Source organism: Paenibacillus baimaensis (assembly GCF_025567575.1).
Genome location: NZ_JAOQIO010000001.1, coordinates 57,916 through 83,952, shown reverse-complemented (window position 1 = coordinate 83,952; position 26,037 = coordinate 57,916). Strand labels below are relative to the sequence as shown.

32 protein-coding genes and 1 other annotated feature are annotated in these 26,037 nt (G+C 45.1%); of the genes, 11 read left to right on the top strand and 21 right to left on the bottom strand.

The window, feature by feature from the left end; all coding sequences use genetic code 11:
* Positions 1-148: 148 nt before the first annotated feature.
* Entirely contained in the window at positions 149-580 is a 432-nt protein-coding gene (locus OB236_RS00405; RefSeq protein ID WP_262682061.1) for a hypothetical protein, read from the bottom strand.
* Between the two features lie 125 nt (positions 581-705).
* Between OB236_RS00405 and OB236_RS00400 the strand changes: the two genes are divergently transcribed.
* Positions 706-957: a DUF7667 family protein gene (locus OB236_RS00400; protein WP_076236614.1), complete on the top strand. Its 252-nt coding sequence runs from the start codon at positions 706-708 to the stop codon at positions 955-957.
* Between the two features lie 130 nt (positions 958-1,087).
* Here the strand turns inward: OB236_RS00400 and OB236_RS00395 are convergent, their stop codons facing one another.
* Positions 1,088-1,201 (bottom strand): sporulation protein YjcZ, encoded by a 114-nt coding sequence (locus OB236_RS00395; protein ID WP_262682059.1) that lies wholly within the window; start codon positions 1,199-1,201, stop codon positions 1,088-1,090.
* Between the two features lie 141 nt (positions 1,202-1,342).
* Between OB236_RS00395 and OB236_RS00390 the strand changes: the two genes are divergently transcribed.
* Positions 1,343-1,819, top strand: a complete 477-nt coding sequence (locus OB236_RS00390) for a DUF4362 domain-containing protein (protein WP_262682058.1) — start codon at positions 1,343-1,345, stop codon at positions 1,817-1,819.
* A gap of 66 nt (positions 1,820-1,885) precedes the next feature.
* Here OB236_RS00390 and OB236_RS00385 read toward each other — a convergent pair whose 3' ends face one another.
* The 10 genes from OB236_RS00385 to OB236_RS00340 form a co-directional block, all read right to left on the bottom strand.
* Positions 1,886-2,110 carry a helix-hairpin-helix domain-containing protein gene (locus tag OB236_RS00385; RefSeq protein WP_262682057.1) on the bottom strand — a complete coding sequence of 75 codons (225 nt, stop codon included), beginning with the start codon at positions 2,108-2,110 and terminating at the stop codon, positions 1,886-1,888.
* A 16-nt stretch (positions 2,111-2,126) separates the two neighbouring features.
* The gene (locus OB236_RS00380; protein WP_262682056.1) at positions 2,127-2,534 is read right to left on the bottom strand and encodes a VOC family protein; all 408 of its coding nucleotides are present in this window, start codon (positions 2,532-2,534) and stop codon (positions 2,127-2,129) included.
* Between the two features lie 77 nt (positions 2,535-2,611).
* The gene (locus tag OB236_RS00375; RefSeq protein ID WP_076236604.1) at positions 2,612-2,785 is read right to left on the bottom strand and encodes an aspartyl-phosphate phosphatase Spo0E family protein; all 174 of its coding nucleotides are present in this window, start codon (positions 2,783-2,785) and stop codon (positions 2,612-2,614) included.
* Positions 2,786-2,919: 134 nt separating this feature from the next.
* Positions 2,920-3,066 (bottom strand): hypothetical protein, encoded by a 147-nt coding sequence (locus OB236_RS00370; protein ID WP_179097704.1) that lies wholly within the window; start codon positions 3,064-3,066, stop codon positions 2,920-2,922.
* A 77-nt stretch (positions 3,067-3,143) separates the two neighbouring features.
* The gene (locus OB236_RS00365) at positions 3,144-3,815 is read right to left on the bottom strand and encodes an SOS response-associated peptidase (protein ID WP_076236602.1); all 672 of its coding nucleotides are present in this window, start codon (positions 3,813-3,815) and stop codon (positions 3,144-3,146) included.
* Between the two features lie 126 nt (positions 3,816-3,941).
* Positions 3,942-4,640, bottom strand: a complete 699-nt coding sequence (locus tag OB236_RS00360) for a transmembrane-type terpene cyclase (protein WP_262682053.1) — start codon at positions 4,638-4,640, stop codon at positions 3,942-3,944.
* Positions 4,641-4,745: 105 nt separating this feature from the next.
* Entirely contained in the window at positions 4,746-4,892 is a 147-nt protein-coding gene (locus tag OB236_RS00355; protein ID WP_179097703.1) for a hypothetical protein, read from the bottom strand.
* A 67-nt stretch (positions 4,893-4,959) separates the two neighbouring features.
* Positions 4,960-6,564, bottom strand: a complete 1,605-nt coding sequence (locus OB236_RS00350; RefSeq protein ID WP_262682052.1) for a catalase — start codon at positions 6,562-6,564, stop codon at positions 4,960-4,962.
* Between the two features lie 176 nt (positions 6,565-6,740).
* Positions 6,741-6,968, bottom strand: a complete 228-nt coding sequence (locus tag OB236_RS00345) for an alpha/beta-type small acid-soluble spore protein (RefSeq protein WP_076236594.1) — start codon at positions 6,966-6,968, stop codon at positions 6,741-6,743.
* A 71-nt stretch (positions 6,969-7,039) separates the two neighbouring features.
* A complete protein-coding gene (locus OB236_RS00340; RefSeq protein WP_262682051.1) occupies positions 7,040-8,515 on the bottom strand; it encodes a stalk domain-containing protein in 1,476 nt (491 codons plus the stop codon).
* Positions 8,516-8,634: 119 nt separating this feature from the next.
* Here OB236_RS00340 and OB236_RS00335 point away from each other — a divergent pair, with 119 nt between their 5' ends.
* Complete coding sequence (locus OB236_RS00335; protein ID WP_262682050.1) at positions 8,635-9,117, top strand: hypothetical protein; 483 nt, start codon at positions 8,635-8,637, stop codon at positions 9,115-9,117.
* A gap of 135 nt (positions 9,118-9,252) precedes the next feature.
* Positions 9,253-9,804 carry a DUF420 domain-containing protein gene (locus OB236_RS00330; protein WP_262682047.1) on the top strand — a complete coding sequence of 184 codons (552 nt, stop codon included), beginning with the start codon at positions 9,253-9,255 and terminating at the stop codon, positions 9,802-9,804.
* 121 nt (positions 9,805-9,925) lie between these two features.
* Here the strand turns inward: OB236_RS00330 and OB236_RS00325 are convergent, their stop codons facing one another.
* From OB236_RS00325 to OB236_RS00305, 5 genes are all read right to left on the bottom strand, one after another.
* Positions 9,926-10,699 carry a fumarylacetoacetate hydrolase family protein gene (locus OB236_RS00325; protein WP_262682046.1) on the bottom strand — a complete coding sequence of 258 codons (774 nt, stop codon included), beginning with the start codon at positions 10,697-10,699 and terminating at the stop codon, positions 9,926-9,928.
* 196 nt (positions 10,700-10,895) lie between these two features.
* Complete coding sequence (locus OB236_RS00320) at positions 10,896-11,651, bottom strand: IclR family transcriptional regulator (protein WP_262682044.1); 756 nt, start codon at positions 11,649-11,651, stop codon at positions 10,896-10,898.
* 184 nt (positions 11,652-11,835) lie between these two features.
* Entirely contained in the window at positions 11,836-12,789 is a 954-nt protein-coding gene (locus OB236_RS00315) for an aldose 1-epimerase (RefSeq protein ID WP_262682042.1), read from the bottom strand.
* 128 nt (positions 12,790-12,917) lie between these two features.
* The gene (locus OB236_RS00310) at positions 12,918-13,931 is read right to left on the bottom strand and encodes a TIGR03943 family putative permease subunit (RefSeq protein ID WP_262682041.1); all 1,014 of its coding nucleotides are present in this window, start codon (positions 13,929-13,931) and stop codon (positions 12,918-12,920) included.
* A 12-nt stretch (positions 13,932-13,943) separates the two neighbouring features.
* Positions 13,944-15,113, bottom strand: a complete 1,170-nt coding sequence (locus tag OB236_RS00305) for a permease (RefSeq protein WP_262682039.1) — start codon at positions 15,111-15,113, stop codon at positions 13,944-13,946.
* Positions 15,114-15,310: 197 nt separating this feature from the next.
* Positions 15,311-15,581, top strand: a binding site (T-box leader).
* 65 nt (positions 15,582-15,646) lie between these two features.
* Here OB236_RS00305 and trpS point away from each other — a divergent pair.
* Positions 15,647-16,630 (top strand): tryptophan--tRNA ligase, encoded by a 984-nt coding sequence (gene trpS / locus OB236_RS00300; RefSeq protein WP_262682038.1) that lies wholly within the window; start codon positions 15,647-15,649, stop codon positions 16,628-16,630.
* 60 nt (positions 16,631-16,690) lie between these two features.
* On the opposite strand, the gene OB236_RS00295 is transcribed toward trpS, so the two are convergent.
* Complete coding sequence (locus OB236_RS00295) at positions 16,691-16,870, bottom strand: DUF5325 family protein (RefSeq protein ID WP_076236574.1); 180 nt, start codon at positions 16,868-16,870, stop codon at positions 16,691-16,693.
* A gap of 154 nt (positions 16,871-17,024) precedes the next feature.
* On the opposite strand from OB236_RS00295, the gene OB236_RS00290 reads away from it, so the two are divergent.
* Entirely contained in the window at positions 17,025-17,255 is a 231-nt protein-coding gene (locus OB236_RS00290; protein ID WP_076236572.1) for an alpha/beta-type small acid-soluble spore protein, read from the top strand.
* 158 nt (positions 17,256-17,413) lie between these two features.
* Here the strand turns inward: OB236_RS00290 and OB236_RS00285 are convergent, their stop codons facing one another.
* Positions 17,414-18,394 (bottom strand): metal-dependent hydrolase, encoded by a 981-nt coding sequence (locus tag OB236_RS00285; RefSeq protein ID WP_262682035.1) that lies wholly within the window; start codon positions 18,392-18,394, stop codon positions 17,414-17,416.
* A 107-nt stretch (positions 18,395-18,501) separates the two neighbouring features.
* On the opposite strand from OB236_RS00285, the gene OB236_RS00280 reads away from it, so the two are divergent.
* From OB236_RS00280 to OB236_RS00270, 3 genes are all read left to right on the top strand, one after another.
* The gene (locus tag OB236_RS00280; protein WP_262682034.1) at positions 18,502-18,831 is read left to right on the top strand and encodes a hypothetical protein; all 330 of its coding nucleotides are present in this window, start codon (positions 18,502-18,504) and stop codon (positions 18,829-18,831) included.
* Positions 18,832-18,952: 121 nt separating this feature from the next.
* Complete coding sequence (locus OB236_RS00275) at positions 18,953-20,764, top strand: ABC transporter ATP-binding protein (RefSeq protein WP_076236564.1); 1,812 nt, start codon at positions 18,953-18,955, stop codon at positions 20,762-20,764.
* Positions 20,761-22,875, top strand: coding sequence for an ABC transporter ATP-binding protein (locus OB236_RS00270; RefSeq protein ID WP_262682032.1), 2,115 nt, complete (start codon positions 20,761-20,763; stop codon positions 22,873-22,875). The genes OB236_RS00275 and OB236_RS00270 overlap by 4 nt, the downstream gene beginning before the upstream one ends.
* A gap of 215 nt (positions 22,876-23,090) precedes the next feature.
* Here OB236_RS00270 and OB236_RS00265 read toward each other — a convergent pair whose 3' ends face one another.
* Entirely contained in the window at positions 23,091-23,963 is an 873-nt protein-coding gene (locus OB236_RS00265; protein ID WP_262682031.1) for a DMT family transporter, read from the bottom strand.
* A 207-nt stretch (positions 23,964-24,170) separates the two neighbouring features.
* Positions 24,171-24,437, bottom strand: coding sequence for a hypothetical protein (locus OB236_RS00260; RefSeq protein WP_262682030.1), 267 nt, complete (start codon positions 24,435-24,437; stop codon positions 24,171-24,173).
* 342 nt (positions 24,438-24,779) lie between these two features.
* On the opposite strand from OB236_RS00260, the gene OB236_RS00255 reads away from it, so the two are divergent.
* Both OB236_RS00255 and OB236_RS00250 read left to right on the top strand, forming a co-directional pair.
* The gene (locus tag OB236_RS00255; protein WP_262682028.1) at positions 24,780-25,322 is read left to right on the top strand and encodes a DUF302 domain-containing protein; all 543 of its coding nucleotides are present in this window, start codon (positions 24,780-24,782) and stop codon (positions 25,320-25,322) included.
* Between the two features lie 215 nt (positions 25,323-25,537).
* Positions 25,538-26,035 carry a DinB family protein gene (locus OB236_RS00250; protein ID WP_262682027.1) on the top strand — a complete coding sequence of 166 codons (498 nt, stop codon included), beginning with the start codon at positions 25,538-25,540 and terminating at the stop codon, positions 26,033-26,035.
* Positions 26,036-26,037: the final 2 nt, after the last annotated feature.

The following is a 26,037-nucleotide window of genomic DNA, read 5'->3' as shown; positions in this document are numbered from 1 at the left end:
AAGCTTGGCCACGATTTCGTATATATCATACAGCACTTTATTAATTTTTTATTCGTATTCCTCATTCGGGCTTTCATAGAAATCGTTGAACCGCTGACAGCTGCTGTTGGTGGTTTTTTTTGACAACAGCAACCGGGGTTAGTTGAATCTAAGTTTTTCTCGGTGCTTTGTAAATGATAAAGACAATACTAGCTAATGCCAACAACTCTAAGATAATTGAATAAGGCGGCGCATGTGTAACTGTGGAATGTAAAAAACTGTGCATTTCATCAAACTCATGGCTAATTTTAAGCACCCACATGACATCTGGAAGGGCGCCCAGGAAAGCCGATACCAGGACAAATACATCTTTATCACGCCAGGCTATATATAACAAAAACAGGATGATCAGAGAGCCGATGAGCACATTGCTCAACATTTGCAGCTCAAAGTGGGGTACTGCATCTAAAGCAAAATGCGAGCACAAGGATAACGCTAATATAACTGGCAGTGCAACTGCCTTTTGGATGCCAGATGTGTTTTTGACTGAAGATAGGACATACATAGCAGATGCTGCTGCCATATGTGTGGCTACGAGCACAATAATTCTCCTCTCCTGTTGAGACTGCACAAGAGCCATTATAATTTGATTTTGGCGTACTTACAACAAACGTATGAGTTCGTTAATAACTTGGCTATACTGGCGGGTATAGGGTGGTGGCTGCTATGGCGTTCTTGCCTATGTATCAGAGGCTTGCAGAGTTGTGGACTGTAATGCAGCAACGACAACTCACAGCCGACGAAAAGATTGAAATGGACCAGTGCCTCAAGCTCAATGCCAAGCTTTGCTGGGATATGGCGTACTTGGAGAATGTGTCGTTGATGGCGTCGTTAACAGCAGATGTGGAGTGGCAGCACGAAATATGTTTGGAGATCGAATCGTTACAGCTGGGACAAGATAAAAAGCCGGGGAGATAATCCCGTGGCTTATTTTCGTTGAGTCAACAAATGCGTTGGAATATCAAGGCCCTCAGTCCGAAAGGAAAGAGGGCTTCATGCTTATACAGGAAAGGATATACGTATCTTCAACTTGGGCGGAGCATCATATTTAGATAAAGGCACGACTAATAATAACCAACAGAATAAAGAGAACAAGAATTTCACCTGTAGAAGTTCCAAAACCAAAACCTCCACAACTTCCGCCAACTCCAAGTGCACCCATGTTAATCCCTCCTTCCGCCTGGCATAATGTATGTTATGAAAGCCCGATGACATGTGATTGGACGCTGCCAGCTGATTCATCATATTGTAGCTTGAAACCTTTTCATTGTTATAAACGTTGTTGTTATTACGAGGTGATTAAATGAAAATATACATATTTTTTCCATTGTTAATTTTGTTATTGACTGCTTGCAATGATTCTAACAGTCAAGTGGGGTACAGTCATGAATCTGATTTTCCAAAGCTCACCAAACCCTATCGTGCTGAAAAAGCAATCCAAAATGGTGATGTAGTCAACGTCCACGGTAAATTTACGAATTTGGATAAGTGGCATCAATTTATGGAGGGTGTTACAACGAATCAAGCAGGAAAAGTTCGTATTACGCAATACACTATTGAAGGGGACCCCATCTTCTATGAGCTTACGTATAATGGCAAGCTAATCAAATACACATTCGATAACTCCATGGATGCATTTGGTTCAGATTTGAAAAGGCCAAGTACAAACTGCAAAGCATTAGAGAAAAAGAAATCGGAACAAGGTCAAGAAGGTTACGTCTTAAGTGAATGTGAAAATAACCAAACAGGTAAAACCTTTTGGTTTGTGGAAGCACAGTAATATGGGTCGTTACTTATGTAATTGCAACAAGATGGGGTCAATCAAATAAGTTTCGCTCCAACTGGTTTAAGATTTATTGGCGAACGACATTCCTTTCGCGGCAAGAGCTTGCTTGAGCTGATCAATTGCCTTCGGCCCCATACCGTGCAGTTTCAGAACCTCTGTTTCATTGAGCCTCGTCAACTGTTCAAGACGCGTATAGCCGGCTCCAATGAGTGCTCGCCTTGCTGGATTCGATAATTTGATGGGAAGATCACTTTCGGATTCTTCCTGAGAATGGTTATTTGACATTACGATTCCCCCGCATCTATTCTCTATGTGGTGAAGCAAGGCTTAGCTGCCATGAAACCCCGTATTTGTCTGCTACCCAACCAAACTTCTCACTGAAAGGATACGCTCCTAAAGGCATTAATACAGATCCTTCCAGAGATAATTTCTCAAAGACCTTACTAACATCTTCTTCGGTTTCACAAGTTACATACAAGGACATAGAAGGAGTAAAGGTAAAGGCATGCTGTGTGTTGCTATCGATACACATAAACTCTTGTCCATTAAGAGAGAAGGTAGCATGTACCACTGTGCCCTCAGCTCCAGCTTCATTTGCCCCATAACGAGAAATACTTGTTATTTCGGAATTCTCGAATAAAGAGATATACAAATTCATCGCTTCTTCAGCTTTACCTTCGAACATTAAAAACGTCGTGATTTTTGTCATAAAGATCAATCTCCTTTAGCATATTGCCTAAATTGTTTACCCACAGTAATCCCACTTTGTTTAATAGGAAGCTACTATTATTCCTTTGCCTTATCTATCAACAGACGGTTATATTCATTCAATACAGCATCCATCATTCTGCTTGCAGTGAGTAGTTCTGGGTCTGCCAAGTCCTTGTTTCTGGAAAGTCGATTTAGCTCCTGCCTAAGCTCCTCAATGCGCTCGATAAGCTGATCTAATTTAGTGGTCATCTTGGATTCTCCTTTTGTGGTTTGTAATTAGGTTTCCCACAAAGTAAAGGAAGATTCGACTTTCAAAAAAATTGTATGTGTGGAGATATCAAAAGCCCTCGTTCCTTTTATAAGGACTGAGGGCTGCTTACTGTTTATTGTGGATTATTTTGTTTTGGAATTCCATTTAAACTCGGTGGTCGTTTTGCGGCTGTATTAGCTTGAAGCTCAGCCTCTTCTTCTATAAATTTGTTTTCTTTAAAGTCTCGACTTTTGGGCGAATCGGGTTTGGTAACATCCATGTTAAGAAATCACCTCCTGTCCCGTTTAGTATCCCAGCAAGCAAGCTTACTATTCGGGGAGGAACCTTCTTTGCTCATCAGGATACCTCTTTTATATTATCTGGAGAATCATTCTTAACATTCCCTACAGCTTTGGTCACCGGGTACACCCGCAGCTCCTCATCGGGATATGGTTGTCCAATCAAAGATTGCAGCAGGTTAACATCCTGAATGCTGCGGTCCAGCCATGCAGCCTCATCTTGTTTCCTCAGAATGATCGGCATCCGATCGTGAATGCCTGCCATCGTCTTATTCGGTACTGTCGTAATAATCGTACAACTGCTGATCTTGTCACCCTCTGGACTTACCCAGGTATCATAAAGGCCAGCCATCGCAAATAATTGTCCGGTTCTTTTCACTATCCGCATCGGCTGCTTTCCATCCTCAGTTAGTTTCCACTCATAAAAACCGTCTGCAGGAATGATGCAGCGTTTGCTCCTTAATGATGTTCGAAATGCGGGCTTGTCAGCAATGGTTTCCACCCGCGCGTTGATCATGGTATAACCAATCTTGGCATCTTTGGCCCAAGAGGGGATTAGCCCCCAGCGCAGCTGCCCTAACTTGTTCTGTGCTCCATTGTTAATAATGGCAGGAACCATTTGTCCAGGCGCAACATTGTACCGCGGCTCATAAAAGGGTGTTGAGCTTTCAAGCATAAATCGCAGCATCAATTCTTCCTCGGTAACGGTGATCGTGTATCTTCCGCACATTGAAAAACCCCCTATGCATATCGATACCACCATTTTACCTCAAACCTTTCAAGGCTTAAACGTTAATAATCGAGTATCCAGAAAATACCTAATACAAAAATGATATTAAGAAGTGTGTGTTTGCGGTTATTTTGCGATGATTTTGTTGGGCTTGTAAATGAGATTTTCAGACTTGTGGGTAATCAATACAATATAAACGACATCTACAATAAAAATGAGGATATACAGCATTGTTAGCAAAAGGGAGTGCGGGTATTGGGAATAACACAAAACGGAGATGCACAACGTACCAATCATTTTAAAATAAGCGATGGATGTGGACTGGCCTTGGAAGTTTTTTATCATCAGCATGCGGATAAACAGGATGGACATCATGAGGTTGATACCAAATGCTGAATATTTACCCTCAAGATCATGAAATTCTTTCGCGATTCCATAGTGCAGCAGAAGGGCAATGGCCATTAAAGAAAAGATAACTGTTTTGGTGGGAAAACTGGGATTTTGTTTCTTGGAGTAATACAAACATTGCAGAAGAATGATACAGTCCAAGAAGAACCAGATCACGGTTATGATTTGTTGCAGCGGGTCAAAGGGGAGGATGAAGGAAAATAAAAACTCCCAAGTGATATTGGCACAAATGGCGGCGGTTGGCATACCGCTAGTACGATCCTGATAGCTTTTATAAATCACAAGTATGTAGGTGATTGTCCAAAAAAAGGCCATTCCAAGCAGCAGCAACAGTTCTACACGCTGAGAAAATAAGTGTTGCATATTGAGAAAACACATCCTTCCGGGGGATTTTCTCTTATAAGTATGATTTGCCAAGCTCGCCTATGATTATGTTTTCAAACGAAAAAAAAGCCCCAATGGGCTTTTTATTAATCATGTAACTAAATAGTGTCGGATTTGTACGGCAGGTCTTTTGGATGACTAATCCTTTTTGTTTTTATTGCTCCTACCCATCGCTTTTTCGGCGCGGTTAGCCATATTTATTGTATCCTCAACAGTATCTTCAACCGTTTTCTCTATGAAGTTTGCTACTTTATCAACCAATGAATGGTGTACTTCCTTAGGCATACATATCCCTCCTCTTTCTTACCCAATGTCTATAAATTCCCCCATCAAATCCCTGATTATTCACATGTTAATAGGGTTCTGCACCGTGAGCGATGTTTACGGCTTTATCTGGTGCCTGATCACCGTTTTTGTTGCCAAGCGGTTTTTGGCTGGACCCACCCTTGGGCGAATTTTTAAGACCTTCTCGTAATCGGCGTCCGTATTCTTCGTCGGCTTCTGCAGCAAGTGCGATCATGGCATCACGGATACGGACGTCACACCGCGAGAGATCGCCAACCAGATTGGAAATCAATTCATCCCGTTCCCAATCTTTGAAACGTCGATAGGTATCACCTGCTTGCTGCGTATTGTTCGATCGATCAATGGATTGACGCACAAGCCTTCCTTCAATGAGTGGTGTGTATTCCTTCCCGGCTTGCTGTGCTTCAACTAATCCACCCAGAAGGGAAGGCTCATAGTTGATATGAGGATTGTGGCTTGGTGACCGATCGACATAATATTCCATTTGGCCGCCGCTTTGGTTCGTGGCTACCCGCTTTTTGGGAGCGTTAATCGGTAATTGCAAATAATTGGCGCCTACCCGATGCCGCTGTGTATCTGAGTAAGAAAACGTTCGACCTTGCAGCATCTTGTCATCTGAAAAATCGAGACCATCGACGAGCACGCCTGTACCAAAGGCTACCTGCTCCACTTCAGTGAAATAATTGACCGGATTTCGGTTTAAAATCATTTTTCCGACCGGCAGCCATGGGAACTGATCCTCCGGCCACAGCTTGGTATCGTCAAGGGGATCGAAATCCAATTCGGGATGCTCATCATCACTCAGGATTTGGACAAGCAGCTCCCATTCCGGGTAATCACTGCGTTCAATGGCTTGATATAAGTCTTGGGTCGCATGATTAAAATTGGTTGCCTGGATCTCGCTGGCTTCTTTTTGCGTTAAATTTTTGATACCCTGCTTCGGTTCCCAATGATATTTAACGAGGACCGCTTGACCGTCGCTGTTCACCCATTTATATGTATTAACGCCAGAGCCCTGCATCATGCGATAGTTGGCTGGAATGCCCCAAGGCGAATAAACAAAGGTAACCATGTGAAAGGATTCAGGGGAGCTGGCACAAAAGTCGAAGAAACGTTCTGCATCTTGAATGTTCGTAACTGGATCCGGTTTAAAAGCGTGAATCATGTCAGGGAATTTAATGGCATCGCGTATAAAGAAAATTTTCAGATTGTTTCCAACCAAATCCCAGTTTCCGTCCTCTGTATAAAATTTCACAGCAAAACCACGGGGATCACGAAGGGTTTCCGGGGAATGACCACCATGAATAACCGATGAAAAGCGGACAAAAACAGGTGTCTGTTTTCCTTTTTCCTGAAACAATTTGGCACGCGTATATTTGGATACCGGTTCGTTGCCTACAGTTCCGTAAGCTTCGAAATAACCGTGCGCACCCGCACCCCGCGCATGAACAACACGTTCTGGAATACGTTCCCGATCAAAGTGGCTGATTTTTTCGATAAAATCGTAATTTTCCAAAGTAGCTGGACCCCGATTACCTACTGTTCTTATGTTCTGATTGTTGGTTACAGGGTGACCTTGCCGGTTTGTCAAAGTATTATTGTCCTCAGTATTCGACTTTTGATTATCCCGATAAGACGGATCATTGGTCATTCAATAGCCCTCCTTGATTGTAATCATCAGGTACTCCTTATTGGCAGCTCCTGCCATCAGTTGTCCCAAGCATAGATTTCCGCGTTGTCTCAACAAATATTCCTGTCTTTCTGCAACCCAAATAAAAAGGCGATTCCTCTCGGAATCACCTTGATCTAAGTATATGGAGCGATTCATTATCTGGAAAATTTGCCTGCCAGTTGTTGCTCAGCGATTTGAACCAGACGGCGCGTGATGTGTCCCCCGATTGCTCCGGTGTCGCGAGATGCCATGAAACCGTAATAACCATCCTGAGGAATTTGAATACCCAATTCTTGAGCCACCTCATACTTCAATTGTTCTAAAGCTTGAGAGGCTTGAGGTACGACTAAGGTATTGCTGTTGCTGGATTGTCCTTGTGCCATTGATATCACCTCCGTTCATACAGGTAGTATGTGACAATTCCAAAATCCTACACATGTAAATAGTTGGGAATTTATGGGTTGGCTGGGGACACAACAATATTTACTCGATACAAGCTGTCATTCCATTCGAGACGGGCTCCGAGCGATTCCGCGACAAAGCGCAGTGGAACATACATCAGACCATCCACAACCTCGGGAGCAGCATCCAGCTCGACGGGTTGTCCATTCAGCATACCTGTCGTACTCCCTGGTGTGAGAACAGCGTTCAACTTGCCTTTACTAAGATGAAGACTGGAATCTGCGGGATTCCAGCTGTATTCAGCCTGGATACGATTAAGCAGAACACGAAAGGGGACCATCGTGACATCGTGCTCGATATAACCGTCCCGATTGCCCGTTAACGTACCATTGACACTGAGCTGCACCTGTGGCTTGTCCGTCTGCTGCACAATAAGCGCATTACTCAGCAGCCGTCCTGGCTTGCGCAGCAGCTTTCCCTGATAGTACAATGCCGAGCTTGCCCCGCCATCCAGATTAATCGCATCTGTAATGCCAGCCTGCAATAAAGCATTGGCCATTTGATCAAGCGTGGAATAAGAAACAGTACCTACAACCAGCAGCTGGTTGTCATCGACACCGGCAAAGCTGCGTACATTAGCCTGCGAGGTGACAAGCGGATCGTTAAAACGATCGCGTTCCACATCAATATCCACAACTCCTCCTGTAAGCAGCTTCGGCCCGGCACCAATGGCCATTTGCAGTTGGCTGATGGGTATGCTCGTGTTCGAATCGAGATTCACATTTGATTGGTCCATGCTGAAAAGATCACCCACTTTAACCGACTTGGTCACAGAATCAAGTGTCTGATCGGAGGATAGCAGCACCACATTCCCGCCAGCTGGAATTTGGATGGGGTCAATGGAAAACGCAGCAACCTTCATATCGGCTGCGATGGCAACTTTAACTCCAGGGTAATCGATGACATCTCCGTAATCCTTGGAGAACACCCATGCGCTTTTCGTGCGGTCGCCATGATAGCTATCTACACCATTCAAAGGCAGACTAAGCCTGCCCACCCTTATTACGGAGCTGCTGACGGAGAGTCGTTGTATCGCTGCTTCCTTATCCTTGGAGACGGTAATCGAAGTTTCTTTATCTCCACGGTAGAACAGGTCATTATTGTTCATTAGCATGCCATAGGGGGTTCTGTAATCGATATCTTCTGTAAATGCATCGAAATAAGTGCCATTAATGCCGACAACAGCCTCGTTATCACTCATCATATCGATGAAGGGCTGTACACTGCCTACCTGATGATTTGCTGCTATCGCCTTCACCTGAACGGTCGGGTCCTTCAGATTGATCCGAATCAGCTCCAGCGTATAGGTACTGCCTTCATAGCTTACATTTCGCTTTTCATGCACAATAGCATGTTCATTGGCGAACACAGGGCTTACTGCGCCAGCTGATATGAGCAGCATGGAAGCCAAGCCTAATTTAATCGCAAACTGAAGTTTTACAACGGGTTTACCGAACTGTAGTTTCAAAATAGTGTCACCAATCCATTCTTTTAATTTAGGCAGATCAAGGCTTCTATACATCACATCGCAGAATCTTTATAATTAAAGCATGAAACAGATCCACAGGGGAAGTAGGGGGGAGTATATTGTTTACCTTAAGCTGCACCAACTGGTCCTGGGATGCCGATTTGCAAATTATTCATGCCGATGTACTGCTGAAGATAGATGGAGATGTACTGATCGACGAGCCGCTTTGTGTGGATGTTGGTCTTCCGGCTTTGCTGTACAGTGTGACTCACGATGCGGAGCCGAACCGTTGGGGAAAGGTCGATGAGTGGGAGCGGATGCCCTTTTTTTGCTGTGGATGCGGAGACCCGGAGTGCAGAGCTTTTTCCTTCCGAGTTCGTCATAGTCATCAGGGGAGCCTGGAGCTAACGGAGCTCGAGGAGCGGGAGCATGGGGAGCCGAGGGAGCATAGTTCATACACTATCGCATTACAAGCATACCGGACAGAGGTTGTGTTCATGGCCAGGCAGTTTCTTTCCCATATTCAGGGACTCGATTATCGTCCTTATTATGCAGATACGGCCCAAGTGGTCGAACGACAGTTGAAGCAAATCGAGGCTTGATCAAATAGTTCGGAATATTGTTATAAAAATGAACCTTAGCTACTTGTTGTCGACTCCTGTATCCTTTATGGTATAGCTAGACCGCGTTGGATACATTTTTTTCATCCAAAATATAGCTGCTGTGGAGGGTCATCAATGAGCGAGCAATACAATCGCAACAAGCTCGTAAAAGAGCGAAACTATACACCGTTTATTCTGATTTTTTCGTTTGTTCTGGTGTCGATTATAGCTTTATTGTTTTTCTTGCCGGGGTATGACGGGCATCTCGATTTTGATGTTACGATTTTTCCCTTATTGAATGCCATCTTCAATTGCTTTACTTTTATTGTTTTGGTGTTGGCTTTGGTGGCCATCAAAAAAAGAAACATTCCGCTGCATAAAAGCTTTATTATGGCAGCCTTTGGATCGACAACGCTTTTTTTGATCTCGTATGTTACTTATCATTTTCTGACCGAGCCAGCCCGGTTTGGTGGAAGTGAAGTCATGCGGTATGTGTACTTCTTCATTCTGATCACACATGTAACTCTGGCGATTGTGAATGTGCCGCTGGCGCTATTATCAGTAACACGCGGATTAAATATGCAGATTGAACGTCACCGCAAAATTGCCCGTTGGACTATGCCGATCTGGTTATATGTGAGTCTGACAGGCGTTATCGTGTACTTGCTGATTTCCCCTTATTATTAAAAGAGGACAAGCTTGGTGGAACTTGTGTTCCCGACGGCCTGCCTGATGATTGTAAGCACAAAAGCCGTCCGGCGATCCGGGCGGCTTTTTTGTTGGTTCTGTGACTAACGGTATGTTTCCATTAAGACTGTGGTGGCGCTACTGTTGAATTTCTTAAAAGACCGATTCCATCGATCTGGCATTCAATCAGCTCACCAGCCGCCATGAATTCAGCTCCTGCAGGAGAACCGGATAAAATGACGTCGCCCGGCTGTAAAGTTAGTATGCGGGATAAATAAGAAATCAAAAACGGAATGGATAAAATCATCAATTCCAGCTCGCTATCCTGTTTACGTGTTCCATTATGCTGGGCTTGAACTCGGACCTGCTGCAGATCCAGCTCGGTTTCCAAATAAGGTCCGAGCGGTGTGAACGTATCGAATGATTTGCTGACCGTCCAATGACCGTCAGGGTGGTTAAACTGTGGTGCAGTCACATCATTGGCAATCGTATAGCCAAACACATAATCCCATGCTTCCTGCTCCTGAATGTTACGCGCTTGTTTACCGATGACGACTGCAAGCTCGGATTCAAATTTGACTTCGGTGACACCTGAAGGAATGACAATATCCGCTTCAGGACCAATGACAGAGGTAACAGGCTTATAGAAAAAAACAGGGACCTTTGGCAGCTGCTCGGGTTTGGTTTCCCCAGCGGCGATGTAATTTTTGCCTACTCCGATAATGGAATGCGGTTCAAGGGGAGCAAGCAGTGTAACTTCGTTTAGATCGTAAGAGGAGCCCTTGTATTTCCAAAGACCAAAAATATCCCCTTCAATCACATAAAGGGTTTGTTCTCTTAGAACAGCTTGCTTAATCGAACCGTCGGCTTTTAAGGCAAAACGTGCAAATTTCATGGGAATTGACTCCTTATCCGGTTATAAAATGATTAAAATTATCAAGTTCAATATAATGAACTTAGTTCAATTATAATAAATTAATTGTATCACCTCATAAAAAATCGGTCAATGTGTAAATGCGTACGTGACTTCAAGTACGCAAAAAAACCTCCATTCCAATAGGGAATAGAGGGTGTGGCTTCAGTCAGGCAATTTAAACGGGGGAGCTGAAGGACAGCTTGTTTGCCAATGCAAGCACTCCGCTTAACGCTTTCTCACGTTTTTCCTCCCAATGGTGTAGTGGCATCGAGAAGCTGACTGCGGCAACCATGTGACCGCCGCTGTGATAGATCGGCGCTGCAAGACAATTGAAGCCCATCACGCCTTCCTGCAGATCGATTGCATACCCCTGCTTGCGAATGATGTCTAATTGTTCGAGCAGCTCACGTTTGGTACGTAGTGTAAATGGGGTCAGACTGGATAAATTCTCTTCCGTATAAAGCAGCTGCAGCTGTGAATCCTCCAGACCTGACAGCAGCATCTTGCCAAGTCCGGTGGCATGAGCTGGCAATCTGGTCCCCGGACCCGAAACCATTTGAACGAGTGAAGGGGCTGCTTCCTTGGCGAGATACACGATCTCGCTGCCATCCCTGTTGGCGAGTTGAATCGATTCATTAATTTCTTGCATAAAGGCAGGCGCCTCTGCCCGAAAGGCATCAATTAAATCATACTGACTGAAAAATGCATGACCCATCCGGCCAAAATGCATGCCCAGTGTGTAGGCATCTGAACGATCACGAGTAATCCATTGCAAGGCTTCCATCGTTTGCAGCAAAGAGAACATCGAGCTTTTGCTGATTTCCAATCGTTTGCATAGCTCGGTCAGCTTGAGCCTTGAGGGCTCCTCGGCAACAAGGCGGATGACGGCATGCGCTTTTTCAAGAGCGGGCACCCAGTATTTTTTGTCCATAATTACTCCACTCCTGCGTATATCGTATATGGAAATAAGTTCATTAGGCTACATAAGCATGAGGCTATCTTAGCATCGGGGTATGAAGGAGTCAATCCAGCTTCTTCCTATTTATCGAGCAAATCTGAGGCAAAAAACCTCCTGAGCTGCCGCGCAGCTTCAGGAGGTTGGAATCGTTGCTGTTCTAGAGATGATTAATTTCCAGGGTAACTTCCAATTGCAGCGTATCTCCGGGCTTGATTCCCTGTAGACCCGTCACTTCGGCAGGCTGATCGATATTGGGCGCATTGGTGACCCATGTGTAAGGCTCCAGACATATAAAATCATGAGCTTCACCTTTGGTGAAAATCACCCACTGCTTGAACAAATCAGAGCCGCTGTAACGAATCTCTACCTGATCATTGGATAAAATAGCCGTGCACGGATTGCTGCCAATCTGAAAAACGGTATCCATATTGTGGCCTTTCAGTGAATCTCCCTCAATAAGTGCTTCGTAGTGACCGAGCGGGGCTATATGGCCAACCGGGATATTCACTTCATTCAGCTCCCAGATGCCTTCTACAGGCAGCTGAAGCTTCCAGCTTTCCGGTTTACCATCGAGTAGAAACCAGGTATGTAAACCGTAGCCAAATGGAGCCGAATCCGTTCCTTTATTCGCAGCCTTCAGCGTTTGGGTAAGCTTGCTGCCATCCAGTACATAAGTAATTTCCAGCTCCAAGGCATGCGGGTATTGGCGCTGCACATGCTCATCCTCAGCCAGATTTAAAGTAGAGGTGATGAACAATTGCCCGTTTTCCTTTTCTCCTGCTTGCGTTACGACCCAAGGCTGCTGGCGGACCAGTCCGTGAATATGATTGCCGGTAGCTGGCTGGGTGATATCAAATTGGTAGCTGCGGCCTTCAAAGGTAAACTGCCCTTTGTCGATACGGTTAGGTGGCATCAGAATCGGTGTTCCAAATTGCACGAACTGCTCGGACAAGGCTGCAGGACCCTCAGGGGTGCGCAGCATTTCCCGCTGAAGCTTCTTGTCCCAGATACTGTATACATTGTTGCCAATTCCAGGGCAGATGGAGACGATCAGAAACTCATTTTCCAGTACATGGGCAGGTGTACCCTGCCAGTCGATTTGCTTAATCATGGGATCAGCTCCTTATTTGGGATGAATGTGATGGCTATTAGATGATGAGGTCACCTTATTGAGACCTATTGCAGCTATATTGTAGCATAAAGTGCGACGGTGGGGACAAGGAAGCTTGCAGTTTGTATTTAAACCCCGAAATCAAAATTCGGATACACGTACTGTGCCTTTGCAGGCTCTGCTTTGGTAATTTTCTCGACCTTCAAAAGCATAATATCCATATCATTGAACTTGGTTTGCTGAATCGTACCTGTCACGGTTACCCATGAATCGCTCGGAAATTGCTGGGCACGCTCGTAATCAACGAGAACACCATAAGGAGCAGCATCAGCGGAGCAGCACTGAATGGCAAAGCGTCCAACGACGAATTGGCTGGGCTTCATATCATCCTGACGATATACGAAGCCAGTGAGCTGCATCTTTTTGCCGACAAATTTGTCAAGATACAGATCCACGGTAGTCAAGGTTTCCATATACAAATCCTCTTTTACAGGAATCACACTTTCCTGATACAGCTCCTTGGCATAAGCAGCGTAATGTTTGGTGAATTTATCGGATGGAAACATTTCATCCTGCTTATCGACCGGTGCAGTGCCCGCTTTAGGAGTTGTTGCTGCGGAGCCAGCGGCACTTGTATTACCAGTTGTGTTGGGAGCGTTAGTCCCACTGCCAGTACCAGCTCCTGTGGTACTTCTTGGAGCAGGTGCCGGAGCAGCTGCAGGTGGCACAGTCCGGGTGGACGTTGTATCTTTCTTGACCGCTGTCGCGCTGCTCAGGTTCATCCCCTTTTTAGCTGCAAGACTGCTGCCCATAGATGCGTCAGGAAGCAGGAAGCCAAGCAGCAGCGGGAAGCAAAACAAACCGTAGATTAAGGTGTTTTTTAATACCGAGGGCGACGGGGTATGATCATGATCGCAATCGCATGCAGCGACAGAGCCGGTGAAGGCCCGAATCGCTTGGTAAATTTGATAAACAGCAATCGCATAGAAGCCGACGGCTGACCACTTCACATAGTCGACCATGCGGGGGGCGATATAATATAAAATATTGTCGGTTTTGACCAGATAGGCGATATACATCGCAAACCCGAATAAAATCGACGCTTTAATAAAATGATGCAGGCTTAACCATTTTGTACTCACGTCAGCACACTCCTAAGCAAATACGATTTTTTCGAAAATAAGCGAGCATACAAGGACAACAACGATAATCAGCGCAGATAAAGCCAATACAAAACGGGTACGGAACGCAGCTAACAGCATGAACAGACTTTTAATATCCAGCATAGGCCCAAAGACGAGAAACGTTAATAAGGAGCCTGTAGAAAAGGTCGTTGTGAACGATGAGGCGACAAAGGCATCGGATGTGGAGCATAGTGAGAGTACGAAACCAAGCGCCATCATGAACAGATGGGAAGTAAATTCTCCTTGACCTATGGAAACAAGGCTGTCCCTGTTCACGAGTGTCTGAATAACGGCCGTAATGATGGCACCGAATAACAAGTATTTACCCATATCGAAAAACTCATCGGATGCATGACCCAATACACCAAAAATACGACCGACAATCGTAGTTGGAACGGGGTGAGCGTGGTCATGGTCATGGTTATGGTTATGACTGTGATCGTGCTTATTCTCATGACTGCCTGGTCCATGGTTATGATGTTCATGCTTATGATCATCGTGTTGATGGCTGTGCTGGTGATCGTGCTTATGTACAGTATGATGCTCATGGTGATCATGCTGATGCACACCAGTTGAAGTCCTTAGATAGGTCAGGTCGCGCAGCGGATTGCTTTTGAAAAACTTGTAAATGATCAAGCCGATAACGAGCGCTACAATAAAGGCCAGTGCCATCCGGGAATATGCGATTTCCGGGCGGCTGCGAAAGGCCATATAGGTTGAAGCATAGACGACCGGATTAATAATCGGACCCACCAGTATAAAGACGATGGCTACATAGACAGGCATACCTTTTCTCATTAAACGCCGAATAACCGGAATCATACCGCACTCACATAATGGAAAAATAATACCGACCAGGCAGGCGAACAAAATTCCAAGCACCGGATTTTTGGGAATTAAGCGGCGAATCGTCTGCTCGGTGACAAACATTTGGAGCAATCCGGAAACGAGCACCCCCAGCAGAACAAACGGAAAGGCCTCCAGAATAATACTTAAAAATATCGTTTTAAAGCTTTGCACGGTTGTGCTGTCCAGGAAGGAGAGATCTGGCGTTTGTTTTTGTGTGAAAATGAGAAACAGCATAACCAGGCAAATGAGCGTGAGCACATTCGTGCTCCATCGAAGTAATGGCGTTTGCAATGGACATATCTCCCTTTCTAAATCGTAATTATTATTATAACTTATGAAGCAAATTGAGTATATAGGACATGCCGCGCACAAAAAAATCTTCATATTACGTAAATAGTTGGCTTGTTGACAATCCTATATTGAAATCTTATACTGTACAAAAGTATGTTGTCTCATTTCAAAGCATACCTGATGGTTAGCAAATGAGGGTACAGGCATTGACAGGAACAAGTAAACGACAGTGATGTCTTTCAGAAAGCCGGTGGATGCTGTGAACCGGTAGACAGCTTGCGTTGAATGGATCCTTGAGCTGACGGCTGAACGACTCGGAGGATGACCTGTGTGATGCGGGTGTGCCATTCGGAGTCCAATGCTGGTCCGGGCACTTCCCGTTACAGAAGATAAAGGCTTGATGACGTACGCGACCTATGGGTCGGTTATCAGCGAAATAGGGTGGCACCACGGTTATCCGTCCCTGACAATGGGGCTTTTTTGCGTTTCTGGAACAAATGTGGCATGGAAAGATCAAATGAGGGGGAAATCAAATGAAACGTGTATTATCGGGTATGCAGCCCAGCGGTCAATTGACATTGGGTAATTATATCGGGGCTTTGAAAAATTATGTGACTTTGCAGCACACGCACGATTGTTACTTTATGGTAGTGGATCTCCATGCGATTACGGTACCTCAGGAACCGGCAGCCTTAAAAGAGCAAAGTGAATCGGTAACGGCACTTTATATCGCGGCGGGTATTGATCCGGCTAAGGCGACGGTATTCATGCAGTCACATGTCAGACAGCACGCTGAGCTGGGCTGGTTGTTCACGACCTTAACGTATATGGGCGAGTTGGAACGGATGACGCAGTTCAAGGACAAATCGGAAGGCAAGGATTCCGTAGGAGCCGGTTTGTTTACGTATCCTTCGTTGATGGCAGCTGATATCTTGCTGTACAACGCGGATCTGGTGCCTGTCGGCGATGATCAAAAGCAGCATTTGGAGCTGACGCGTGATCTGGCTCAGCGCTTTAATCAGCGGTATGGCGACACCTTCACGATTCCTGAGCCGTATATTCCGCAGGTTGGGGCACGTATCATGTCATTGGACGATGCTTCCAAAAAGATGAGTAAAAGCAGTACAAATGCGGGCAGCTTTATTACGTTGTTGGATTCGCCTGATGTAATACGCAAAAAAATAAGCCGTGCGGTTACCGACTCCGGCCGTGAAGTGAAATTTGATCCACAGGCGAAGCCAGAGGTCAGTAATTTAATTAGTATCTATGCGAATTGCTCAGATCTGAGTATTGCTGAGATTGAAGCATTGTACGAGGGCCAAGGCTATGGTCCATTCAAAAAGGAGCTGGCTGAGCGTGTAGTTGCTTTGTTGGAGCCTCTGCAGCAGCGTTACCGTGAGATTCGTGAATCCGGCGAGCTGTATGACATCCTGCGGCAAGGAGCAGAGAGAGCCGCAGAGCAGGCTGAGAAAAACTTGCGGATCGCCAAAGAGAGAATGGGTTTTCTTGTACTTTAAAAAATTGTACAAATGAATTATTCATAGCAAGCTCAAAAAAAACGCAATGGTGCTGAATCCTCAGCCGCCATTGCGTTTTCTTAATTTGGCTTTCACAACAAAGCCGAAGCCGATAAAGCCGATCGAGAGAATCGAGAACAGCCCCACAAGCCAGCCGTTACCTATACTCATGGCGTAGCTGATTGCGGTTAGTAGCAGGGTGCCGATGACGGCAAAAACGAGTGCCAAACCTTTGTTCATTGTTGGAATTCCGCCTCTTTTACGAATATTTGAAAATCTAAAAAACATTTTTCAGCAGGTGCGTATACTTTTTATCAGATGTCACATAATAAGTTTGCAAGCTTGCAAATACATCAAAGCTATTCATTCAGATTTGAGAGGAGTGCTGATTATCATGGCACAAGGACAATCCCGTAACAGTAATGTATTGGTGGTACCGCAGGCATCTTCTGCACTAGAGCAACTAAAGTATGAGGTTGCCCAAGAATTGGGTATCCAAATTCCTCAGGATGGCTATTACGGTTACATGGCAACTCGTGATACAGGCGCAATTGGTGGCCATATTACTCGTCGTCTGGTACAAATTGCAGAGCAATCTTTGGCAGGCGGACAATCTCGCTCATAGGGCATCGAATTTCAATAGAAGCTCAGGGATCTTGTATCCTTGGGCTTTTTAATCGTTTCATAAGCCAATTGAGATCGGCCATCATCATAACGAAAGGGCTGCCGCAGCAGCCCGGAAGTCATCATGTCCAGGTGACAATGATTGCTGTAAATCAGCTATCAGGTGTTGACCCTCAGCTTTTTCTCCAGACGTGTGTCATTGACCCAGCCTACATAAGAATCAATCGGGTTCAATTCATTATCCAGCAGCAATACAGCGACGAAAGGGTACTGTTTGCGGTGACGATAGCGCACATCGGCCCATCGTACCTCATAGCCCCAGTCATGACTGCGTAAATCCGAGCAGGCGAACGAAGTGAAGTACAGGAATGCGGCAATGTCACTGTGCTGCCTGGATGCCTCAACAGCAGGGTGGGAGGTGCAGGACACTTCATCAATCCATTTGATCTGGTTGTTTTTGTATTCACCAAGTGCAAAACGTCCATCACTCTTTGTTTTGACAATTTGCCAAAAGTTCAGGTTAAAGGTTGGAATCAAGATATACCGATCACCAGGATGATAATCGGGGTCCTTGTGATACAGATTGGATTCCAACTGATGATGCCACCATGATCTCCATATATAATACACTGCCAGGCATGCATATAAAATAGGGAAAATAATCTCAGGTGCAGCCAGATGGACAGCCCATAATAAAATCGCTACGATATGAGAGACGAAAATAAACGGATCAAAAATATGGATAATGTTCCAGGCAATCCACTTTTCCGTAAATGGCCTGAATGCCTGAGTTCCATATGTATTGAATAAATCTGTAAACACATGGAAGGCGACCGCGATGAATACCCACAGGGCAACATGAGCCAAAGGCAAGCCGTCGAACAAAAGCATTAATACGAGCGTAATCAGAGCCGTCCAAATGAGCACAGCAGGGATGGAGTGTGAGCGTCCGCGGTGATTTTTGATATAAGCGGCATTGCTCTTGAAACGCAAGAGCGTGTCCATATCGGGTGCTTGCGACCCGACAACAGTCCCGATGAGTATGGCTGTGGAAAGCACAGGATTTGCCGCTACAACAGGATCAATATAAGCCAGTCCGGCCAACCCGAATCCAATTACTAGATGTGTTCCACTATCCATGGGGTTTCCTCCTAAGAGTTTTGCGTATGCAAAACTGACTTCGTAAGCAATGGTTTCATTTTAGTGTATCATTTTTTAATTTAAAATAAAGCTTGGTAGGTGAAAAAATGTCCAAAGTTTTTGTTGAATATCAAATATTACCCCAACACAGGTCAGTTTATTCACAGTGGATTCAAATTGTCAGTGACAAGTGCCCAGAGCTGGAACTGCTCGAAGGCGTAGATCAGCCTGGCTTGTTTATTGAGGTTTGGAGTGGCTGGACACGTGAAACGTTCTTACATATGAAGCAGATGAGAAAGAGTGGCACGAATCAATCGGCAGATATGGAGAATGAGGCTACAGTTCGTTATCGCACGATTGAATGGCACTGCTTGGATACTTGGATTCAAGGCGGCGTTTCCAAAATAAATATTTGGCATTTTGTAAAAGTTAGATAGTCCATAATATGAGATCAATAAATCCATGGTAACTTTATATTAATCGCGGTAATCTTACTATAGTTAATTAATGGATCGGTTAAAGTAGCTGATAATAGTGGGAACACGCGGGGGGATACAGATGGAGAGAACAACAATTTTTTGGAATCATATTAAGAATTATCGATGGTCCTACCTGATCGGATTTGCATTATTGTCCATTTCAAGTTTACTGCAATTATTGATACCTGTGCTTTTGGGGCAATTTACCGATAAGCTGCAGAGCTCGCTTCTGAATGTTCAGGAAACGATTCAATTTGCTGTCTGGATGGTCGTGATTGGACTTGGGATTGCCTTCTTTCGCTCCACCAGCCGTATTTATCTATTTCGTTTATCGAGAATGCTGGAGACACGTGTTCGCGGCGATTTGTTCAAGCATTGGGAAAAGCTGTCGGCCCAGTATTTCAATAATCAGCGGATCGGTGATCTGATGTCACATGCGATCAGTGATGTCGGCGTTATTCGCGAGGTAACGATGCAAGGATACTTTAATATTATGGAAGCCATTCTGCTGATTGCCGTCTCGGTTGTTGCGATGGTAACGACAGTCAATCCTTGGCTGACACTGGTAACCATGCTTCCCTTGCCGCTGCTTAGTATTCTGGCTTATCGCTTTAATGGCCGCATTCAAAAGCAATCGGCTGACATGCAAAGTGCGATCTCCGATTTAACGAGCCGCGTCCAGGAGTTTACGGCGGGTATTCGGGTCGTAAAGGCTTATGTCCAAGAAAAAGAGGAGCAGAAGCTGTTCGAAAAAGACAATGAACACGCTGTCAAAATGAACCGGATTTTTGTTAGGACCAACTCATTATTTGGCTCCTTAAGTACGGGCATTGTCGGATTCAGCTTTTTGGTATCGGTCGTCATGGGTGGAGTGATGGTGCTCAATCATGTAATAACACTCGGTCAATTCGTTGCTTTTAACACCTATCTTTCTCTGTTGATGGGTCCGATTGAGAATTTGGGCAAGGTCGTGAACCTGATGCAGCGCGGAAAAGCGTCGGAAGTACGCATCATGGAGATTTTTAATACACAGCCGCAGGTTATTGATGATATGGTCGCTAATCAGGATATCCAGCATATCGAGGGCGAAATTGAGTTTCGTGATTTGACCTTTGCTTATCCCGAGGAAGAGGATCGGCCCATGCTGAAAAATATATCCTTGAAGGTGCCAAAGGGCAGCAGCCTCGCTATCGTAGGTCGGGTGGGCAGTGGTAAAAGCACACTAACCAATTTATTGGTCAGATTGCATAATCCACCAGTGGGAACCTTATTCATAGATGGTCATGATATTCACGAAATCCCGTTAACCACGCTTCGCGGACAGATCGGAATCGTACCGCAGGATCAATTTCTGTTCTCCTCAACCATTCGCGATAATATTGGTTTTGACCCGAATCCATATACGGACGAGCAGGTTGTGGAAGCATCCAAGGTGGCTCAGGTGTATGAGAATATTGTGGAATTTCCGGATCAGTTCGAAACGACTCTCGGGGAGCGAGGCGTTTCATTATCGGGAGGACAGCGTCAACGGGTGAGTATTGCCAGGGCGATTATTAAAAAACCGTCAATTCTCATCTTCGATGACAGCTTGTCGGCCGTCGATACGATCACGGAGGATTTGATACTGGAAGGCTTGAAATCGGTGATGAACAAACGGACAACGATCATTATCGGGCACCGAATTTCATCGGTTCAGGGAGCCGATCAGATTGTCGTCATGGACGAAGGGAAAATTATAGAACGCGGTACTCATGAACAGCTGCTTCGTCGCAATGGGTTATATGCGGATTTACATCATAAGCAGCAGCTCGACCAGGAAGCAGAGCGCCAGGATGGACAGGATATGGAACGGCTGCAAGCTGCCGTGCTTCAGGAAGGGGCCAGCCTATGAATATCCACACAGAACAAGATCTCAAGCACATGAAGGACAGCCAGCTCTTTTCCAGACTGATGTCTTACGCCAAGCCTTATTGGAAAATGATTGTATTCTGTATCGTGCTGGCCTTTTTGATCGTCGTTTCCGATTTGGCAAGACCTTACTTGATGAAAATAGCGATTGATGGACATATTAATGGATTAAATAAGCCGATGTTATCCATGGAAAGCACGCAGGGACAGCAGCTGCAGGTATTCGATCCGGTCACGACATGGAATGGACGCGATTATGTAAGAATTGAACCTTCGGATGTCGAAGCGGGAAAATTTCCTCAGGGCGCAGTGAAGGCTCAGATTGTAAGTGTGGACAACAAGGATTATATGATAGAGGGCTGGAAAACCACTCAGGAGAGTGAAGTCAAACTGCTGCCTGATGATGGGACCGGTAAGGTAAGAATTTCTGCTGAAAATCAGATCTACAAAGCTGTACCGCTAGATGAAACTACGATGGGCTTGTTTCGTAAGCAGGATTATATTGGCTTTGCCAAAATTGGAGTTTTGTTTTTACTCACGGTAACCGCTGCTGCCCTGCTCAGCTATTTGCAAAGCAACCTGCTGCAGTATACGGGCCAGCGAATTATTTTTAATATCCGCGACATGCTGTTCAAGCATCTGAGCCGGATGTCGATGTCCTATTTTGACAGAAATCCGGTGGGTCGGCTTGTAGTCAGGGTCACTCAGGATACAGAGGCGTTAAACCAGCTGTACTCTCAGGTTATCGTCAATCTGATTAAAGATGTTATTACTCTGCTGGGCATTGTCCTGATCATGATGCAAATGAGTATGAAGCTGGCGCTGCTTTCCTTTGCGGTCATTCCGGTGCTGGCTGTAATGACCTTCTGGTTCCGCCGAATGATGCGGGAAGCGCAGCGAACAAGCCGGGTTATTTTGTCCAGACTGAATTCATTTTTAGCTGAGAACCTGTCCGGTATTCGTATAACCCAACTGTTCATCCGTGAGGAACGGCAGGGTGAACAATTCGATAAACATAATAACGATTACTATCGTGCAGGAATGCGCGGAACGGTAATTAACTCGATATTTCAGCCGACCATTGGGTTTATGGGGAATTTATCGATCGCCTTGCTTCTCTGGTATGGAGGCGGCAGTGTGATTGACGGCAGTATAACGTTTGGTATCGTGTATGCGTTCACGCACTATGTTCGACAGTTCTTTCAACCCTTGTTAAGCCTTGCCGAGAAATATAACCAAATCCAGACCGCTATGGTAGGTGCGGAGCGGATATTTGAGATGCTGGATGAGAAACCATCCATCGTCGATGCTGTGCAGACAACCAGTCTGCCTGCAGCGGTTCGCGGTGAAATTACGTTCGAACATGTGTGGTTTGCTTACAATAATGAGGATTGGGTATTGAAGGATGTCAGTTTCACGATCCATCCTGGACAAACAATTGCCTTCGTAGGTGCAACAGGTGCTGGCAAAAGCTCGATTATCCAGCTTATCAATCGCTTCTACGATATTCAAAAGGGCAGCATTCGTCTGGACGGCATCGACATACGCGACATTCCGTTGGATGAGCTCCGTCACTGTATCAGTATTGTGCAGCAGGATGTATTCCTGTTCACTGGCGATATCTCATCGAATATTCGTCTGAACAATACGAGCATTACGCAAGAGCAGGTTGTCCAGGCAGCGAAGATGGTTCATATGGATGATTACATTCAAACCTTGCCGAATGGCTATGAGACGATACTGGGTGAACGAGGTATCAATCTATCGCTCGGACAGCGGCAGCTGTTATCATTCGCTCGGGCTATTGCCTTCAAACCGCAAATTTTGATCCTGGATGAGGCAACCTCCAATATCGATACCGAGACAGAGCTGGTCGTGCAGAATGCGCTGCATAATATATCCGCTGGTCGTACGACCGTCATTGTTGCCCACCGGTTGTCCACGATTCAGCATGCAGATCAAATTATCGTTATGCATAAGGGCAAGCTAAGGGAAATCGGCAATCATTATCAATTATTGGCGCAGCGCGGCTATTATCACCGATTGTATGATCTGCAATTTAAAGAGCAAAAACCTCTGCTGACCGCGAGGTAACAGATAATAAGTATGCACAAAGGAGCTGCCGCGGCAGCTCCTTTGTCATTTTCACTCATGGAAAGGATTTGTTACCTAATTCGTTACCTTCGGCGTTGACGGAATATCCTCAAAATGTCCGGTAAAGGTTTTGGCATAATCCTCACCGTCTACACTGCTTTTGTACAGTTTCATCAACTCACCGTTATAATAGACCCTGATTAGCAAAGTTTTGATCATTGTTCTCGAATGACTAATAGTACACCAATAAAAATTAAAATAGTACCTATCCAAAAGGACAAGCCAATTTGTTCACCTAATAATAACCACCCTAAAAAAGTACCGACTATAGGTTGGAAAAAGAAAAATAATCCGCCACTTGAAGCGTTAACCATTCTCAGTCCACGATTCCACAGTAAAAAGGCACATGCTGTCGAAACAATCCCCAAGTACAAAAGACCGCCCCAAATAGATGGATCCATCATGGCTTGAACATCAAGCTCAGGTAATCGGCTAATTGTAATAGGTGTAAGTAAAACAATTGCTACAACCGTAGTATAGAACGTTACGACAATTTGTGAATATTGCCTGGGTATCCGTTTAATAAGAACAGACATAAGCGCCCAAGTAAGTGCTGCTATAAGCAGTGATACACCACCCAGTTGAAGAGATGGATCAATATCGGCATTTCCGACAATAGTGGCGACACCGATTGTTGCTAATATAATAGATATTGCTTTTTTAAACGTAATTTTTTCTTTTAAAATAATACGCGCAAATAGTACTATGAATGCAGGTGTCGTTGAAGTAATAATAGCACCCATTTGTGCAGTAGAAAGCATCGTACCCACTTCTTGAGTTATGATAGAAATTGTATTTCCAATAAGTCCAATCATGAAAATTAATAGAAAGTCTCGTTTTTCAATACGCCATGATTGTTTGGTTACAACACCAATAATTAGCAATGCAAAAATCGCAATTACATAGCGAATCCATACTAATTCAAGTGGTGGCACAAAGTCTACCACATGTTTTACCACAACATACATCCCGCCCCAAATACTTGCAGCGAGTGATAAATACAAAGAACCTAATAAAGTGTTTTTCATTTTGTACCTCCGTTGTTCTAGACAATTCCTGTCCTTAACGGAGATGTAGTTTTTCTACCGTTAAGGGAGAATAGCTACAGGTACATCATTTTCAAATAGTGGTGACGACATCATCAGTTTTCAGCTCACTTTCAAAAGGATAATTTTATTTTACACGAATTTTGTTGCTTAGGGTATTCGTCGTAACAACAACTTTAGGCTCACTACCTACGTATTGCGCTCATATGTGATCATAAAAGATCTCCAGCGTTTTTTGGAAAATGGTTGATAAAACAGCTGCTCCAGCTCAACATGCTGCGTTTCATTCAAATGAAGAAACCGTGCCTTTTTTGCAACCTTGGCGCAAGGCTGAGATGAGGATTTCCGAGCTCCGGCTTTTCGCTTTAAGGGAATATGAAATTGCAGCAAATCCTCAAGGCGCTCCCAGCCCTCCCAGCTTAATCGTCCACCACGCTTCCAATTTATCGCGTACAAGCTGTAATACGAACCGCTGGAGTGCTTTTTTTCAGCAATAATCCAGATGGAAGGAATCTATTTTAATCGTTGCCGCTTATTCATCTGTTCCACCGCTTTCTGCTACACGTTTTCTCTGTTAGTTGAATCGTTTTCGTACGAGGTACTTTCAGCTCAAGTTCTACTTTAACTTACCCGGTTCGTTGGCATATTCCCGCAAAATTAAGCCGCATTGGCTGCAAACGAAAAGAATCCGATCACAAAATAAAGGCGGTTGCCTCTTGCCCCTACATCGTTCTTGCAGATAATGCAAAGGAATACAATGTTGGTAAGAAATGATTAACAGGGGAGGATTCCGACATAATGGCAAACGGCCCTTTTATTCCTTACAAAATGGTTTCGTGGCTTACGACCGTCCGCGAAGATATACCTACGGGGTTGAGCTATGAGGCGCTTGTGACTGCGTTCGAGCGGGAAATGGGGTATTGGGATAGGGACGCCGAAACCGCGCTCGTTAAAGAGCATGCTTCCTGGGATAAGGTACAGCAAGCATTCGATCAAATGGCTGGCCCCCACGGGTTAATGATCTTCTCCAAAATCGATCAAGGCCGGCTGGTTTCGCTTCATAACGGCATAAAAAAATGCGTTTTGTATATCGTCGGTAATGGAGTCGTCGCCGAACCGATCCTCACGATTGATATAAGAGCCAGTTTGTTTGTGCCGTTCCGGGTTTGTCTTTATGATAACGGTAATCCAGCTGGGGCCATAATTAGTTACGAGCGACCATCGTCCTTTTTAGCGACGTTGAATCAGCCGGCGTTATACCCGTACGGTTCTTTGCTCGACCATCGAATGAATAGTGTCGTTCAGTGTATTTTAAGGAAATGTCAGAATCAAACACTATAAAAAAGCAATAGCTTTGCTAGAATTGGAATGTCAAGAACATAGTCCATCTCCAACCGAATTGTATAGAAGGAAAAAATGGGTTATGCTGGAATGAGAAGGCATGCTGTTATTCAGCTCTCGGGCAGGATAGCGTAATATCATAGTCGGTTAACCTGAGAGCTTTCCTCTCGACTGGAATTTATAGTATGATAAACTACAAAAAAGGATGGTAATTTATGGTCAAACAACTGATCGTCGGCGACGCAACGCATGAACTGGCTACTACGCGCCGCATTCTGGAACGCTTGCCCGAGGAGCATATGTCGTGGAAGCCGCACGAGAAATCGATGACGCTTGGCGGGCTGGCCACGCATCTGATCAACCTGCTGAACTGGCAAATCGCGATTTTTCAGTACACGGAGTTCGATCTTTCGACTGTGCCGCAAAGGCGGGAGCCTTTGGAAAAACGCGCTGAGGTTCTGGAGGAGTTCGACGCGAACGTTGGCAAGTTTGAAAAGCTGCTCGCCGAATGCGACGAGAAAACGCTCGGTGAGGAATGGACGCTGCGCCACGGCGACCATATCATCCTCCGCGAGCCGCGGGCGATGGCGTTCCGCACCTTCGGGTTAAGCCACATGATCCACCATCGGGCGCAGCTTGGGGTATACTTGCGGCTTCTCGATATTCCTGTGCCGGGTATCTACGGTCCCACGGCGGACGAGGAAGCCCAATGAAC